The organism is Streptomyces sp. NPDC085932 (genome assembly GCF_044540525.1).
Taxonomy (GTDB): Bacteria; Actinomycetota; Actinomycetes; order Streptomycetales; family Streptomycetaceae; genus Streptomyces; species Streptomyces levis.
Window position 1 is genome coordinate 84,737 of sequence record NZ_JBITSJ010000008.1, and the last position, 14,648, is coordinate 99,384.

The following is a 14,648-nucleotide window of genomic DNA, read 5'->3' on the forward strand; positions in this document are numbered from 1 at the left end:
CTCGGTCGGATCTGGGGGCGGGATGCGGAAGGGGTGGCGCGGCCCGTGCCGTGGGGGTGCGGGGACGGACCGCGCCGGCCGGGGGCGGAAGGGGCGGTACGTCAGTACGCCCGGTTCCGCATGCGGCGCCACCACATCAGGGCCGCGCCGATCAGGACGATGCCGCCCGCTCCGGCGCCGGCGGACGCGGCGATCAGGCGCATGTCGTCCGAGCCCTGCGCACCGGCCGGCTGGAGCGCGTCACCCAGCTGGCTGCGGACGTCGTTGCCGCCGTCCACGCCCTTGGCGAGCGGACCGCGCGAACCCTCCGTCGGCAGCGCGACGTACGGGAAGGACTTCTCGAAGTCCTTGTCGTTCTTGTCGACCGCGTCCCCCAGGTCGTTCTTGGCGCCCAGCAGCTCACCCTCGACGACCTGGAGCGAGGCGTCGATCACGTCGTCGGTGAGGCGACGGCCGTTCGGGAAGCCCGCGGTGTCCCCGTCCAGGACGCCCAGCCGCTTGGGCTTCGCGGCCGGCTTGATGGACGTGTTGAGCCGCAACTGCTCCGACGGCGTCACGTGCGGCGGCTGGTTGAGGTCCTTGACGCCCTTGAGGAAGACGTCGACCAGGTCGTTGCGCGGCTCGTCCGGGGCCGGGATCTTGTAGATCGCCTCGATGAGCTTCGGCAGCTCCGGGTTGGTCACGTTCTTCAGGAACTGGGCGTCGTCCCGGGGCGCGGACGCGTTGAACTTGTCCTTGTCCTTGATCGGGTTGACGACCTCGTTGACCAGCGGGTTGCCCAGACGCGAGACCTGCGAGAAGTAGCCGCGCGCGTTCTTGCGCTGGGTCGTGGACCAGATGCCGACGACCGGCTGGTCGTGCGACGCGGTGAGGAAGCTGCTCGGGACCTGCAGGGCTATGGAGTTGACGTTGTAGCCCTTGAGCGTGTCGTTGCCGACCTCGGAGAGGTTCCCGCCGTACAGCAGGTCGAAGACGCGCAGGTCCAGGAAGAACGGGTCGTCGGCCTGCCCGGCGAACGTCTGCGCGCCCCCGGCGAGCTTGTGCACCGCCTGCTTGCGCAGGGTGTCGTAGTTGGGCATCGACGCCTTGCCGACGTTCGACGGAGCCACCGGCACGTCATCGGCGATCTTGGTCTTCGACACCGCCTTCAGATGACGCAGCTTGATCAGTTCGAGGTCGTACGTCTGCGTGATGTTGAGGTCCGGGTCGTCCAGGCTCTCGACGGGGCCGGTGTTGTACAGGAACGTCTTGTCGTTCTTCGTGTGCGTCTTGAACGTGTAGCGGAACAGCAGGTCTTCCTGCGCGTCCCCGTCGCTGTCGACGCGCAGGTCGTACTGCGCGTCCTCGGCGAAGGTGAAGAAGTTCGGACCGCCGGCCGGTTCCTCGAAGGGGATCCAGTTGGCGATGATGGTCGTCGTGTCCGGCTTGTCCGGGCTGACGAACGCGTACACGTCCGTGTTGTCGTACTGCGGGGTCCCCGAGATCAGCGGGGCCTCCCGGTGACTGGAGGCGGAGGCCGCCTCAGGTTCCAGCGCGGTCACGCCGGCGGCCGTGAGCCCGCCGGCGGCCAGCGCACCACAGATCGCGGTCGCGATGCTCCCGCGTCCCGCACCGGTCCTGGAGATAGGTGTCATGCCGTCCGTCCTCCGTGCCAACTTGCCTGACACACACCCTTCGGAGCGGCCGGCGAAGCGGATTGGTCGAATCTCAAACGTTCTTACGGCGCGTCTGAAAAGTTGTTTCACCGCCGGCGACCCGCGTTTTCGGCGCGCTGATCCGTAACCCCATCCGGAGGTGTGTGCGTTGCGAATGCCTCGTGTGAGGGGACAGGCCCGGTGCGGCCTCGGAGAGGGGGACCGAGTGGAGGCGGACGAACTGCTGCTGCTCGTGGCGAGCGGGGACCAGAAGGCGTTCGAAGATCTGTACGGACTGGTGTCCGGCCCGGTGTTCGGGCTCGTACGGCGTGTGGTGCGCGACCCCGCCCAGTCGGAGGAGGTGGCTCAGGAGGTGCTGCTCGAACTGTGGCGGACCGCCGCGAAGTTCGACCCGGGACGGGGCAGTGCGATGTCCTGGATCCTCACCCTCGCCCACCGCCGTGCCGTCGACCGGGTGCGCAGCGCCCGCGCGGCCGGGGAGCGCGAGCAACGCGAGGCCCTGCGCGCCGGCCAGCCGGCCTTCGACCACGTCACCGAGGAGGTCGAGGCGGGTCTCGAACGCGAGTGGGTGCGCCGCTGCCTGGACCGGCTCACGGTGCTGCAGCGCCAGTCCGTCACCCTCGCCTACTACGAGGGCTACACCTACCGTGAGGTCGCCGAGCAGCTCTCCCTGCCGCTCGGCACGGTCAAGACCCGGATGCGCGACGGGCTGACCCGGATGCGCGAGTGCCTGGGAGGCGTGGCATGAGCCTGTTCCGCCGCGAGGACCTGCACTCGCTCGCCGCGCCCTACGCGCTGGACGCCCTCGAACCGCCCGAGCGGGTCCGCTTCGAAAAACATCTGAGGGACTGCGACCGCTGCGCCGCCGAGGTGCGCGCCCTGTCCGAGGACGCCGTCCGGCTCGCCTGGTCCACCGCCGCCCCCGCCCCGGCCGCGCTGCGCGACCGGGTGCTCGCCGCCGTCCGGACGACGCCGCAGGACCCCGCACCCCAGGAGACGCGCGAGACGGCCCGCGCGCGTGCGCCGCAGTTGCCGCCGCACGTGTGGGGTGCCCAGCCGCCGCCCCGGCAGCGGGCGCGACGCCGGATCCCGCTGTTCGTGCCCTTCGCCACGGCCACCGCCGCCGCGGCCCTCGTCGTCGCGTCGCTGTTCGCCGTGCAGGCGAACCGGACCCAGGACGAACTGGCCGCCGAGCGCGACCGGTCACGTGAGATCGCCCACGTTCTCGCAGCTCCGGACGCCCGTGTGAGCAGCGGACGGGACGCCCGGGGCCGCACGATCGGAGTGATCGCTTCCGCCACGGAGGGGAGCGCGGTGGTCACCCTCGGCGGATACGGCGCCCCGCCGGGCGGGCGCGTGCACCAGTTGTGGCTCATGCGCCCGGGCGCGCAACCACGCTCCCTGGGCCTCTTCCGGAGCGACACGCCGCTGGTCGCGACCGGTCTCGGCACCTCCGCGACGTCACTGGCCGTGACCGTCGAGCCCGCCGGCGGATCGCCCCAGCCCACTACGCAGCCGATCGTCCAACTCGCCCTGAAATCTGTTGGATTCGGAGAGTGATCGGAGATACATCGTCAACCCCCTTACGGGGAAGGTGAATCCTGTGACCGCGATACACGTGTGCCCGGACGGGGAGATAGGGTTAACCTGCCCGGGCCGGGTGGACTCGTACGGGTGGGGAGTGACATGGAACAGATAACAGTGCGCAGCAGGGCCAGGGTCCCTGCGATCACCTGCGGGAGCAGCGCGACCAGTTCGCGCCTCGACCGCCACCTCTCGGTGCTCGGCGGCCCCGCCGTCCCGCAGCGGGAGACGGTCGAGGCGACCTCGCTGATGCGTGAACTGACCGCGCGTCAGCCGCACGACCGCAGTGGCAGGGGCGCGCGCGTGCGTCGCGTCTCGCTGTTCGCGCCACTGCGCCGACTGCGCCGTTCGCTCTTCGGCAGCAGGTAGGGGCCCGCGCTCGGGCGGTCGCACCGCCCCCGGCGCACGCTGCGCACTCGTCGTCCGTCATCCCCGCGGCACGCAGCGGCGCCAGGTGTGTTCCCGAGCGCGGTACGCCTCCGTCGGTGTCCCGACCCACCCGGCATGACGGGGGCTCCGCGCGGCCTCGGTCCCGAGCCGCCCGCTCACCGCTCCCCGTGCGCGTACCGACGCACGGCCGGCGGCACGAACACCCCGAGCAGCACGACGCACCACAGCAGTGACCCCGCGACGGGGTGAGCCACCGGCCAGGTCGCCCCGTCGGGCCCGGGGCGTTGCCGAAGAGGTCCCGCAGGGCGGTCGCCACCGCGCTGATCGGATTCCACTCGGCGACCGTCCCTCGCCGCCTCCTCGTCACGGCTGAGCAGAGCGAGGTGGATCCCTGCCCACGGGCGCCTCCCCGCTGCCGGCCGCGGCCTTCGCGGAGCAGAGCGGGTCGGTCGGCCTGGAAGCCGTCTTCCGGCGGGCCCTGGAGCGCGTACTGGACGCAGCACGATGCTCCTCGACGGCCTGACCGCGTTCGTCGCCCGGTAGCGGGACGGCCGGGGCTAGAGCAGCGCGAGCTGTCCCTCGGGGCCTTCCTCCGGGCCGCCCAGGACCGAGGCGGGGCGGCGGGCCGCCGCCGGCACGGGGAGCACGCCCGCCGCGCGCAGCTCCGCCGCCGTGACCGGGTCGGGGACCGGCGTCTCCGCACGCGGGCGCGTCTCCGCCAGCAGGGCCAGGACCGTGATCAGCTCCAGCAGCTCCGACGTCCAGGCCTGCGGCCACGTCGCCGGGCGGATCGCCGCCAGCGTGCCCGGCTCGGGGGCGGTGACGCGGGCCGCGAACCACTGCTCCAGGACGCGCACGCCGCCCACCTCGTAGTCCCAGGCCTCCGGCGGCACGGGGGAGATGCGGCCCTCGTCCAGCAGGAGCGTCTCCTCGTCCCGGTCGTAGCGCAGCTCCACGGGCCGGGAGGGCAGCGGGGCGCGGACGTAGGGGCGGCGGCCGCCCGGGAGCCTCGGGCGCTCGCCGTCGCGGCGCATCAGCCACAGCAGCCGGTGGCCGTGCTCCAGGCCCCGCTCCCACGCGTCGGCGTCCCCGGTGAGCGGGACGGTGAGGTCCGGGCGGGCCGTGGCCGTGATCCAGGCCAGGACGTCGAGCGGTGCGGGGGCGGTGCCCAGGCGGCCGCCCAGGTGCTCCAGGAGACCCGGAGCCAGGTTCGGCTCCAGGCCGCCGGGCCGCCGGAACAGCGGGCGGACACGGCCGGGCCGGAGCAGGGGGAGCAGCGAGGTGGCCAGCACGGCCTCCGGCGTCTCCGTCAGGAAGACCTGCCGCTCGTCCGCCACCCGCCACAGCTCCGGGCGGGCGGCGTCGATCAGCCGCTGGTCAGGGATGAGCCACTGCTCGTCGAAGGGCGCGTACAGCACCCGCACCGGCTCCGGGCAGGGACCCGAGGCGCGGACCAGCTTCTCCGTGCCGCTGTCCGTACGGCCGGGCAGCTGACCGACCGCGGTGTGCAGCGTGCGCGAGCGGCTCGGCTCGAACAGGGCCTCACGGTCGGGACCTTCGGCCTTCACCAGGGCGTCCCAGCGGGCCTTCAGGGACGCCGCGTCGGGTCCCGCCGGCCAGCCCCGGCCGAGCCGCGGCGGTGCGACGGACCACGGCATGAGGTCCGCCAGCAGCGGAGCGTCGTCGTGCGTCACGCCCCGCATCGTACGACGTGTCCCGCACTCCCTGGGGGCGCGGGGAACGGCGCTCGCATGACCGCTGCGCTCACGTGGCCTCCAGGGTCACCGTGAAGGAGAACCGGTCACCGCGGTAGTGGATGACGGCCACGTCCAGAGGACGCCCCGCGGTGTCGTACGTGACACCCGTGTAGTGCAGGATCGGGCTCAGCAACGGCACGTGCAGCAGCCGGGCCGTCTCCGGATCGGCCAGCCGCGCCTCCACGGTGTCCGTGATGCGGCTGATGTCCGCCCCCACCACGTCCCGCAGCACCTTGGTCATCGGCCAGCGCACCAGATCGTCGAGGTCGATCCGCGCGGCCAGTTCGGGACGCACGTAGTTGCGGGCGTGGTTGGTCGGCTCACCGGTCTTCTCGTCGCTGCGCAGCCGGTGGTACGTCGCGACCTCCGCCACCTCCGGGAAGAACTCGGCGAGTTCGCCCGGCACGGGAGCCGTGCCGTGGTCCAGCAGCCGGGTCGTCATGCCGGACTGCTGGGCCACGATCGCGTCCACCGAGCCGAGCAGCCGCACCGGCGAGCCCCGGCGCGCGTCCGGCTCGATGAACGTGCCCCGCCGCCGGTGGCGCGAGATCAGCCCCTCGTCCTCCAGCTCCTTCAGCGCCTGCCGCATGGTCAGCACGCTCACGCCGTAATGCCCCGCCAGCTGCTCCTCCGTGGGCAGCCGCAGCGGGTCCCGGGGCGAGCGGCCGAGGATCGAGGCGCGCAGCGACTGCGACACCTGGTACCAGAGCGGCAGCTTGCGGTTCAGGACGATCGAGTCCGGGGCGAAGGAGGTCACGGGCCATCCGTACCGGTAGGAAATGATCAGTGCAAGGGGTTGAAGTGCCGCTCCAGGCCCTGCCAGACGTCGTCGTAGCGCTCCTGGAGGTGCTCCGCGCGGGCCGCGTGCGGGGTGAGGGTCACCGGCCAGCGGGTCTCGAACATGAAGGCCAGGCCGTCGTCGATCTTCTGCGGCTTCAGCTCGGCGGCGCTCGCCCGGTCGAAGGTCTCCCGGTCCGGGCCGTGCGCCGACATCATGTTGTGCAGCGAGCCGCCGCCCGGCACGAAGCCCTCGGCCTTGGCGTCGTAGGCGCCCTCGATCAGGCCCATGTACTCGCTCATCACGTTCCGGTGGAAGTACGGCGGACGGAAGGTGTCCTCGCCCACCAGCCAGCGCGGCGCGAACACCACGAAGTCGACTCCGGCCAGGCCCGGGGTGTCCGAGGGGGAGGTGAGCACCGTGAAGATCGACGGGTCCGGGTGGTCGTAGGTGATGGTGCCGATCACGTTGAACCGGCGCAGGTCATAGACGTAGGGCACATGGTTGCCGTGCCAGGCGACGACATCGAGCGGGGAGTGGTCGTAGGTGGCGGTCCACAGGTTGCCGCAGAACTTGTTCACCACTTCCACCGGGCCCTCGACGTCCTCGTAGGCGGCGACCGGGGCGCGGAAGTCCCGCGGGTTCGCGAGGCCGTTGGCGCCGATCGGGCCCAGGTCGGGGAGGCGGAAGGGCGCGCCGTAGTTCTCGCACACATAGCCGCGGGCGGAGTCGTCGAGCAACTCCACACGGAAGCGGACACCACGGGGGATCAGCGCCACATGTCCCGGCTCCACATGGAGCAGACCGAACTCCGTGCGCAGCAGCAGTCCGCCGCGCTCCGGGACGATCAGCAGCTCGCCGTCGGAGTCGCTGAACACCCGCCGCATGGAGGCGTTGGCCGTGTAGAGATGGATGGCGATGCCGGTGCGCTGGGTGGCGTCGCCGTTGCCGCCGAGCGTCCACAGGCCCGCGAGGAAGTCCGTCTCGGGCGCCGGGTCGGGCAGGGGGTTCCAGCGCAGGCGGTTGGGATCGGGCACGGTCTGGGTGAAGGGTGCGGTGCGGATCGTGCCGTTGTGGGTGCGGGTGAACGCCGGGTGGGCAGCGGACGGGCGGATCCGGTACAGCCAGGAGCGGCGGTTGTGGGCCCGCGGCTCGGTGAAGGCCGTGCCGCTCAGCTGCTCGGCGTACAGCCCGAGCGGGGCCCGCTGGGGCGAGTTGCGGCCCTCGGGCAGTGCGCCCGGGACGGCCTCGGAGCTGTGCTCGTTGCCGAAGCCGGAGAGGTAGGTCAGCCCTTCGGCGGTCTTCCGCGCGTCCGCGCCCATGGTGCAGCTCCCTTGCGATCCGATTCCTATGGAGCACCGTAGGATTGCGTTTTCCCCGGCGCAAGAGGGACGCGGCCCTCCTCTTGACGGATGACCCGAACCCGACTTGAGGACGATCCGGCGGGCCGGACGTCTGTTCTAGGCTCCCCGGCATGTCGTGGACACGCGGACCCCTCGCCGTGCTCGCGGTCTGTGTCCTCTCCCTGGCCGGATCCGTGGGCTGCGGCTCCGACGGCGCACCGGAGAGCGGAGCGTCGCCCTCACCCGTGGGCAGACTCCTGGAGGACCGGGACAAGGAAGGGCGGCCCTACCGGGAGGTGGAACGCGCGGGCGCCCCCGACGTCGGCGTCGAGGTGCAGCCCGACGCGGGCGGCGGCTGGGACGTGCGCCTGACCCTGCGGAACTTCCGCTTCTCGCCGGCCGGGTCGGCGGAGCGGGCGGTGGCCGGGCGCGGCCTCGCCCACCTCTACGTCGACGGCCGGCTGGTCGCCCGGCTGCGCACCCCCGAGTACCGGCTGCCCGCCCGCCTCGTCCCGCGCGGCACGCACCAGGTGACGGCCCGCCTCTACGCCGACGACGGCACGGTGTGGGCGGTGGACGGCCAACCGGTGGAGACCACGGCCGACGTCACGGCCTCGCGGCCGGACCCGGACCCGGACCCGGACGCCGCCGACCGGCGGTGGGCGCGGACGGCGGCGGGGGCGGCGCGGGCGGTGGGGTCGGCCGGTCGGGCGGGTGCGCCGGCTGCGACCGGTTCTGCGCGGGCGCCGGAGTCGGCCGGTTGGGCAGGTGTGCCGGCTGCGACGGGTCCTGCGCGGGCGGCGGACGCGGCCGGTCCTGCGCGGGCGGTGGGGTCGGCCGGTTGGGCAGGTGTGCCGGCTGCGACCGGTCCTGCGGGTGCGGCGGGTGCGGCGGGCGCGGCCGGTCCGACGGGTGCGGCCCGTCCGGCGGGTGCGGCCCGTCCGGTGGAGGGCGAGAAAGCCCGCGGGCGGGTCGGTGCGGCCGGTGCGGTGGAGGTCGGGCGTGCCCGTGGGCGGGCCGGTGCGGCGGGGGGCGAGAGTATCCGTGGGCGGGCCGGTGCGGGGCACGCCGGCGTGCTGGGCCGGCCGGCGTGACAGGCGTCCCGCGGCCCGCCAGGGGGCGAGGTTCACCCGGTCGCGCCGGAAGTGCATCATGAAGTCCGTGCCCCACGCGACATCGCTCCGTCGTGCGCCCGTGCAGCGGCGCAGCGCCGAACGCCTGACCAGGATCCTCGACGCCTGCGCCGACCTCCTCGACGAGGTCGGCTACGACGCCCTGAGCACCCGCGCGGTCGCCGAGCGCGCCGGCGTCCCCATCGGCTCGGTCTACCGCTTCTTCGGCAACAAGCGCCAGATGGCCGACGCGCTGGCCCAGCGCAACCTGGAGCGGTACTCCGAGCGCGTCACCGAGCGCCTGCGCGAGGCCGGTGACGGCGGCGGCTGGCGCACGGCCATGGACGCCGTGCTCGACGAGTACCTGGAGATGAAGCGCACCGCGCCCGGCTTCTCCCTGGTCGACTTCGGCAACCAGATCCCGGTCGGCGCCCGCCACGCCGAACCGAACCACCGCGTCGCCGAGCGCCTCACCGAGCTCCTCTCCGGCTATCTCGACCGCGAGCCGGACGAGGACCTGCGCCGGGTGTTCCTGATCGCCGTGGAGACCGCCGACACCCTCGTCCACCTGGCCTTCCGGGTCGCTCCCGAGGGGGACCGGAAGATCATCGACGAGGCACGGGAGCTGCTCCGCTCCTATCTGGCACGGGCGCTCGACTGACCGTCGGGGTGCCGCGGCGCATCCTCGTTCCCCGCAAGGGCTCCCCTCCATGCATACCGGTCGGTATGCTCGGCCGCGTCAGCGCGTCACCGTAGCCGTCGCCCCGGGAGGACCCGTGTCCCGCACCGCCCTGCGAATCTGTCCCCTGTGCGAGGCCACCTGCGGCCTGACCCTCACCATCGAGGGGAGCCGCGTCACCCACGCCCGCGGTGACCGCGACGACGTCTTCAGCAAGGGCTTCATCTGTCCCAAGGGCGCCTCCTTCGGGGCCGTCGACTCCGACCCCGACCGGCTGCGCACTCCGCTCGTGCGCCGGGACGGCGAACTGCGCGAGACCACCTGGGAGGAGGCCTTCGACGCGGTCGCCGCCGGCATCCGGCCGGTCGTCGAGCGGCACGGCCCGCACGCGGTCGGCGTCGTCCTCGGCAACCCCAACGTGCACACCATGGCAGGCGGCCTCTACCCGCCCGTCCTGCTCGCCGGCCTCGGCACCCGCAGCGTCTTCACCGCCTCCACGGTCGACCAGATGCCCAAGCACGTCTCCAGCGGCCTGCTCTACGGCGACGCCAACGCCATCCCCGTGCCCGACCTGGACCGCACCGACCACCTGCTCCTCATCGGCGCCAACCCGCTGGAGTCCAACGGCAGTCTGTGCACCGCCCCCGACTTCCCCGGCAAGCTCAAGGCGCTCAAGGCCCGGGGCGGCACCCTCGTCGTGATCGACCCGCGGCGCACCCGCACCGCCAAGCTCGCCGACCGGCACATCGCGGTCCGGCCCGGCACCGACGCGCTGCTGCTCGCGGCGATGGCCCGGGTCCTCTTCGACGAGGGCCTGGTCGAACCCACCCCGCACGTCGAGGGCGTCGAGGAACTGTCCGAGGCCCTGCGGGAGTTCACCCCCGAGGCCGTCGCCGGGGCCTGTGACGTGGACGCCGGGCTCGTCCGCACCCTCGCCCGGGACCTCGCCGCCGCCCCGACCGCCGCCGTCTACGGCCGGATCGGCAGCTGCACCGTCCCGCACGGCACGCTCGCCAGCTGGCTCGTCGACGTACTGAACATCCTCACCGGCAACCTCGACCGCCCCGGCGGCGCGCTCTTCCCGCAGGCCGCCACCGACCGGACCCCGCGCCCCGCCGGACCCGGCCGCGGCTTCGCCCTGGGGCGCTGGCACTCCCGGGTGAGCCGGCACCCCGAGGCCAAGGGCGAACTGCCGCTGTCGGCCCTCGCGGAGGAGATCGACACCGCCACCGAGGAGGGTGAGCCGGTCCGCGCGCTGATCGCCGTCGCCGCCAACCCCGTGCTGTCCGCGCCGGACGGCGACCGGCTCGACAAGGCGCTCGCCTCGCTCGACTTCATGGTCAGCGTCGATCCGTACCTCAACGAGACCTCGCGCCACGCCGACGTGATCCTGCCCCCGCCCCCGCCCGCCCAGAGCCCGCACCACGACTTCGCCTTCAACACCCTCGCCGTGCGCAACCAGGTCCGCTACACCCGCCCCGCCGTCCCACTGGAGCCGGGCCGCATGGCCGAGACGGAGATCCTGGCCCGGCTGATCCTCGCCGCGACCGGCATGCACGGGGCCGATCCCGGTGCCGTCGACGAGATGGTCATCGGCCAGACCCTCGGCAAGGCGGTGAAGGAACCCCACTCGCCCGTGCACGGCCGCGACCCCCGCGAACTCGCCGCGCGGCTCACCGGCGAGACCGGCCCCGAACGACGCCTGGACATGATGCTGCGCCTCGGCCCCTACGGCGACGGTTTCGGCGCGACGCCGGACGGGCTGACCCTGGAGAAGCTGCTCGCGCACCCGCACGGCATCGACCTCGGCCCGCTGCGACCCCGCCTCCCGCAGCCGCTGAAGACCAGGAGCGGCCGGGTGGAACTGCTGCCCGGGCCGATCGCCGCCGACCTGCCCCGCCTGCGCGCGGCCCTGGCCGAACGCCCCGAAGGACTCGTCCTGGTGGGCCGCCGGCACCTGCGCTCGAACAACAGCTGGATGCACAACGTGCCCGCGCTCACCGGCGGTTCGAACCGCTGCACCCTGCACATCCACCCCGAGGACGCCGAGCGCCTCGGCGTGGCGGACGGTGCACCGGTCCGGGTGAGGGGCGCCGGGGGAGAGGTCACCGCACCCGCCGAGGTCACGGACACCGTCCGGCGGGGCGTGGTCAGCCTGCCCCACGGCTGGGGACACGACCGCCCCGGAACCCGCCTCAGCCATGCCTCGACCGACCCCGGCGTCAACGTCAACCAGCTCCTCGACGGCCGGCTGCTCGACCCGCTGTCGGGCAACGCGGTCCTCAACGGCGTGCCCGTCGACGTCGCCCCCGCGACCGCCCCCGGAGGTCCCGCGATGACCGAAAAGCACACCGCCCTGACCTGAGCAAAGCTGTGACCAGCAGTTTTGCGCTTATTGCTCGCACGTCAACGTCTTGTTAACGCTGCTTGACGGGACCTAACGTCTCGGACACCGCCGGCCCTGGTGGGATGTTCAAGGGCGAACGTTAGGTATCCACTCATGCTGACCATCCTCGGCTTCGCCATGATCGCGACCTTCCTGGTCCTGATCATGATGAAGAAGATGTCGCCGATCGCGGCGCTCGTGCTGATTCCCGCGCTGTTCTGCGTGTTCGTCGGCAAGGGCGCCCACCTCGGCGACTACGTCATCGACGGCGTGACCAGCCTCGCCCCCACCGCGGCGATGCTGATGTTCGCGATCGTCTACTTCGGCGTGATGATCGACGTCGGTCTCTTCGACCCGATCGTGCGCGGCATCCTCAAGTTCTGCAAAGCCGACCCGATGCGGATCGTCGTCGGCACCGCCGTGCTCGCCGCGATCGTGTCGCTGGACGGCGACGGCTCCACCACCTTCATGATCACCGTCTCGGCGATGTACCCGCTGTACAAGCGCCTGAAGATGAGCCTGGTCGTGATGACCGGTGTGGCCGCCATGGCCAACGGCGTGATGAACACCCTGCCCTGGGGCGGCCCGACCGCGCGTGCCGCGACCGCGCTCAAGCTCGACGCCAGCGACATCTTCGTCCCGATGATCCCGGCGCTCCTGGTCGGCCTGCTCTTCGTCTTCGTCCTCTCCTACGTCCTCGGTGTGCGCGAGCGCCGGCGGCTCGGCGTGCTGACGCTGGACGAGGTGCTGGAGGAGGAGCAGGAGACCGAGACGGTCCTCGTCGGCGCGGGCGGCTCCGGCGACGGCAAGGTCTCCATGCGCAAGGGCGGCACGGGTGTCACGACCGGTACCGGCGGTACGGGCGTCACGGGTGGCGCGGGCTCCGGTACCGACGCCCGCGACGACGACGCCGCGGCCGGGGCCGACGACGGCCTCCAGGGCCTCGACCCGAACCGGCCCACCCTGCGCCCCAAGCTCTACTGGTTCAACGCCCTGCTCACGGTGGCCCTGCTCACCGCCATGATCATGGAGTGGCTGCCGATCCCGGTGCTGTTCCTGCTCGGCGCCGCGCTCGCCCTCTCCGTCAACTTCCCGCACATCCCCGACCAGAAGGCCCGCATCGCCGCCCACGCCGACAACGTCCTGAACGTCTCCGGCATGGTCTTCGCCGCCGCCGTCTTCACCGGCGTCCTCCAGGGCACCGGCATGGTCGACCACATGGCCAAGTGGATGGTGGACGTCATCCCCGGCAGCATGGGCCCGCACATGGCCCTGGTCACCGGCATCCTGAGCCTGCCGCTGACGTACTTCATGTCGAACGACGGCTTCTACTTCGGTGTCCTGCCGGTCCTCGCCGAGGCCGGTGCCGCGCACGGCGTCTCCCCGCTGGAGATGGCCCGCGCGTCCCTGGTCGGCCAGCCGCTGCACATGTCCAGCCCGCTCGTCCCCGCCGTCTACGTCCTGGTCGGCATGGCCAAGGTCGAGTTCGGCGACCACACCAGGTTCGTCGTGAAGTGGGCCGCCCTCACCTGCCTGGTCATCCTCGCGGCGGGCATGCTCTTCGGCATCATCTGACCGTTCGTACCACGCTCCCCATGGAGGACATCGTGAGGCCCGGTGGGAACCGCGGCTGGCTGCTCCGCCTCGTCATCGCCTTCAGCTTCACGCAGGGGGCGGTGTCGATGGCCCGGCCCGCCGTCTCCTACCGGGCCCTCGCGCTGGGCGCGGACGAGCGGGCGGTCGGCGTCATCGCCGGCGTGTACGCGCTGCTGCCCCTGTTCGCCGCCGTCCCCCTGGGGCGCCGCACCGACCACGGCCGGTGCGCGCCCCTGCTGCCCTTCGGGGTGGTCCTGATCGCCGGCGGCTGCGCCCTCAGCGGCGTGGCCGGCTCCCTGTGGGCGATGGCCCTGTGGAGCGGGGTGATGGGCCTCGGCCACCTCTGCTTCGTCATCGGCTCGCAGTCCCTGGTCGCCCGCCAGTCCGCACCGCACGAACAGGACCGCAACTTCGGCCACTTCACCATCGGCGCGGCCCTCGGCCAGTTGATCGGACCCATCGCCGCGGGCGCGCTGATCGGCGGCGCGGACATGGCCGGCACCAGCGCGCTGGCCCTGCTCGCGGCGGGCGCGACCGCGGCGGTCTCCTTCACCTCGCTCTGGCGCATCGAGCACCGCCGAACGGCTTCGGCCTCCCGCGCGCACAAGGGCGACCGGGTGCCGGTGCGGGGCATCCTGCGCACCCGGGGCGTGCCCGCCGGGATCTTCATCAGCCTGGCCGTGCTGTCCGCGACCGACATCCTCACCGCCTACCTCCCGGTCGTCGGCGAGCACCGGGGCATCGCGCCGTCCGTGGTCGGCCTCCTGCTCAGCCTGCGCGCGGCGGCCACCATCGCCTGCCGGCTGGTCCTCACGCCCCTGCTGCGGCTGCTGGGCCGGACCCTGCTGCTCACCATCACCTGTCTGCTGGCGGCCCTGCTGTGCGCGGGCATCGCCCTGCCGGTGCCGGTGTGGGCGCTCGGTCTGCTGCTGGTGCTGCTCGGCTTCTGCCTCGGCGTCGGGCAGCCGCTGTCCATGACGACGGTCGTCCAGGCCTCGCCGGAGGACGCGCGTTCCACGGCCCTGGCGCTGCGTCTGACGGGCAACCGGCTCGGCCAGGTCGCCGCGCCCGCCTCCGCCGGTCTGATCGCCGGGGTCGCGGGGGTGGCGGCGCCGTTCGTGATGCTCGGGGTGCTGCTGCTGGTCTCCGCGGGGGTGGCGCTGCGGTCCCGGGGCAGTGGGCCGCCCGAGCCGGGCCCGGAGGCGGCGGCGCCGGGCGACGAGGCGGCGATGCCGGGCCGCGACGTGCCGAAGCCGGGTGGCGAGGGCGCGAAGCCGGGCCGACGGCGGGTGTCGCTGCGCCGTAAGAGCGATATCTGACGCGTCGTCGGGCGGTGCTGCACCCCTTTCGGCGGTGAGGTGACACAGA

12 protein-coding genes and 1 pseudogene are annotated in these 14,648 nt (G+C 72.8%); 8 read left to right on the forward strand and 5 right to left on the reverse strand.

The genetic code is table 11. The features are described from left to right. Positions 1–101 precede the first annotated feature (101 nt). Positions 102–1,634 carry a DUF4331 domain-containing protein gene (locus ACIGAQ_RS33075; RefSeq protein ID WP_399789554.1) on the reverse strand — a complete coding sequence of 511 codons (1,533 nt, stop codon included), beginning with the start codon at positions 1,632–1,634 and terminating at the stop codon, positions 102–104. A 226-nt stretch (positions 1,635–1,860) separates the two neighbouring features. Between ACIGAQ_RS33075 and ACIGAQ_RS33080 the strand changes: the two genes are divergently transcribed. From ACIGAQ_RS33080 to ACIGAQ_RS33090, 3 genes are all read left to right on the forward strand, one after another. Further along, positions 1,861–2,403, forward strand: a complete 543-nt coding sequence (locus ACIGAQ_RS33080; protein ID WP_311683970.1) for a sigma-70 family RNA polymerase sigma factor — start codon at positions 1,861–1,863, stop codon at positions 2,401–2,403. Continuing rightward, a complete protein-coding gene (locus ACIGAQ_RS33085; protein ID WP_399789557.1) occupies positions 2,400–3,215 on the forward strand; it encodes an anti-sigma factor domain-containing protein in 816 nt (271 codons plus the stop codon). The genes ACIGAQ_RS33080 and ACIGAQ_RS33085 overlap by 4 nt, the downstream gene beginning before the upstream one ends. Before the next feature lie 126 nt (positions 3,216–3,341). Beyond that, the gene (locus ACIGAQ_RS33090) at positions 3,342–3,608 is read left to right on the forward strand and encodes a hypothetical protein (protein WP_033312817.1); all 267 of its coding nucleotides are present in this window, start codon (positions 3,342–3,344) and stop codon (positions 3,606–3,608) included. A gap of 176 nt (positions 3,609–3,784) precedes the next feature. Here ACIGAQ_RS33090 and ACIGAQ_RS33095 read toward each other — a convergent pair. The 4 genes and pseudogenes from ACIGAQ_RS33095 to hmgA all read right to left on the reverse strand — a co-directional run. Next, positions 3,785–4,027, reverse strand: a pseudogene (locus ACIGAQ_RS33095) (ABC transporter permease); the annotation flags it as partial. Between the two features lie 159 nt (positions 4,028–4,186). Then, the gene (locus tag ACIGAQ_RS33100; RefSeq protein WP_311683975.1) at positions 4,187–5,332 is read right to left on the reverse strand and encodes a type ISP restriction/modification enzyme; all 1,146 of its coding nucleotides are present in this window, start codon (positions 5,330–5,332) and stop codon (positions 4,187–4,189) included. A gap of 61 nt (positions 5,333–5,393) precedes the next feature. Further along, positions 5,394–6,143 carry a GntR family transcriptional regulator gene (locus ACIGAQ_RS33105; RefSeq protein WP_311683977.1) on the reverse strand — a complete coding sequence of 250 codons (750 nt, stop codon included), beginning with the start codon at positions 6,141–6,143 and terminating at the stop codon, positions 5,394–5,396. Between the two features lie 26 nt (positions 6,144–6,169). After that, positions 6,170–7,486 (reverse strand): homogentisate 1,2-dioxygenase, encoded by a 1,317-nt coding sequence (hmgA, locus tag ACIGAQ_RS33110; RefSeq protein WP_311683979.1) that lies wholly within the window; start codon positions 7,484–7,486, stop codon positions 6,170–6,172. Between the two features lie 152 nt (positions 7,487–7,638). On the opposite strand from hmgA, the gene ACIGAQ_RS33115 reads away from it, so the two are divergent. The 5 genes from ACIGAQ_RS33115 (at position 7,639) to ACIGAQ_RS33135 (ending at position 14,599) form a co-directional block, all read left to right on the forward strand. Then, complete coding sequence (locus ACIGAQ_RS33115; RefSeq protein WP_399789562.1) at positions 7,639–8,601, forward strand: hypothetical protein; 963 nt, start codon at positions 7,639–7,641, stop codon at positions 8,599–8,601. A 58-nt stretch (positions 8,602–8,659) separates the two neighbouring features. Then, on the forward strand, positions 8,660–9,280 hold the full coding sequence (locus tag ACIGAQ_RS33120) for a TetR/AcrR family transcriptional regulator (protein ID WP_311683981.1): 621 nt from the start codon (positions 8,660–8,662) through the stop codon (positions 9,278–9,280). A 115-nt stretch (positions 9,281–9,395) separates the two neighbouring features. Next, entirely contained in the window at positions 9,396–11,663 is a 2,268-nt protein-coding gene (locus ACIGAQ_RS33125; protein ID WP_399789565.1) for a molybdopterin oxidoreductase family protein, read from the forward strand. 135 nt (positions 11,664–11,798) lie between these two features. Next, positions 11,799–13,259 (forward strand): CitMHS family transporter, encoded by a 1,461-nt coding sequence (locus tag ACIGAQ_RS33130; RefSeq protein WP_399789568.1) that lies wholly within the window; start codon positions 11,799–11,801, stop codon positions 13,257–13,259. A 32-nt stretch (positions 13,260–13,291) separates the two neighbouring features. Then, a complete protein-coding gene (locus tag ACIGAQ_RS33135; protein ID WP_399790118.1) occupies positions 13,292–14,599 on the forward strand; it encodes an MFS transporter in 1,308 nt (435 codons plus the stop codon). Positions 14,600–14,648 lie beyond the last annotated feature (49 nt).

Bases quoted from the DNA above. Each gene is read 5' to 3' on its own strand.
- ACIGAQ_RS33075 (WP_399789554.1), bottom strand. From the start codon at position 1,634: ATGACACCTATCTCCAGGACCGGTGCGGGACGCGGGAGCATCGCGACC.
- ACIGAQ_RS33085 (WP_399789557.1), top strand. From the start codon at position 2,400: ATGAGCCTGTTCCGCCGCGAGGACCTGCACTCGCTCGCCGCGCCCTAC.
- ACIGAQ_RS33090 (WP_033312817.1), top strand. From the start codon at position 3,342: ATGGAACAGATAACAGTGCGCAGCAGGGCCAGGGTCCCTGCGATCACC.
- ACIGAQ_RS33100 (WP_311683975.1), bottom strand. From the start codon at position 5,332: ATGCGGGGCGTGACGCACGACGACGCTCCGCTGCTGGCGGACCTCATG.
- hmgA (WP_311683979.1), bottom strand. From the start codon at position 7,486: ATGGGCGCGGACGCGCGGAAGACCGCCGAAGGGCTGACCTACCTCTCC.
- ACIGAQ_RS33115 (WP_399789562.1), top strand. From the start codon at position 7,639: ATGTCGTGGACACGCGGACCCCTCGCCGTGCTCGCGGTCTGTGTCCTC.
- ACIGAQ_RS33120 (WP_311683981.1), top strand. From the start codon at position 8,660: ATGAAGTCCGTGCCCCACGCGACATCGCTCCGTCGTGCGCCCGTGCAG.
- ACIGAQ_RS33130 (WP_399789568.1), top strand. From the start codon at position 11,799: ATGCTGACCATCCTCGGCTTCGCCATGATCGCGACCTTCCTGGTCCTG.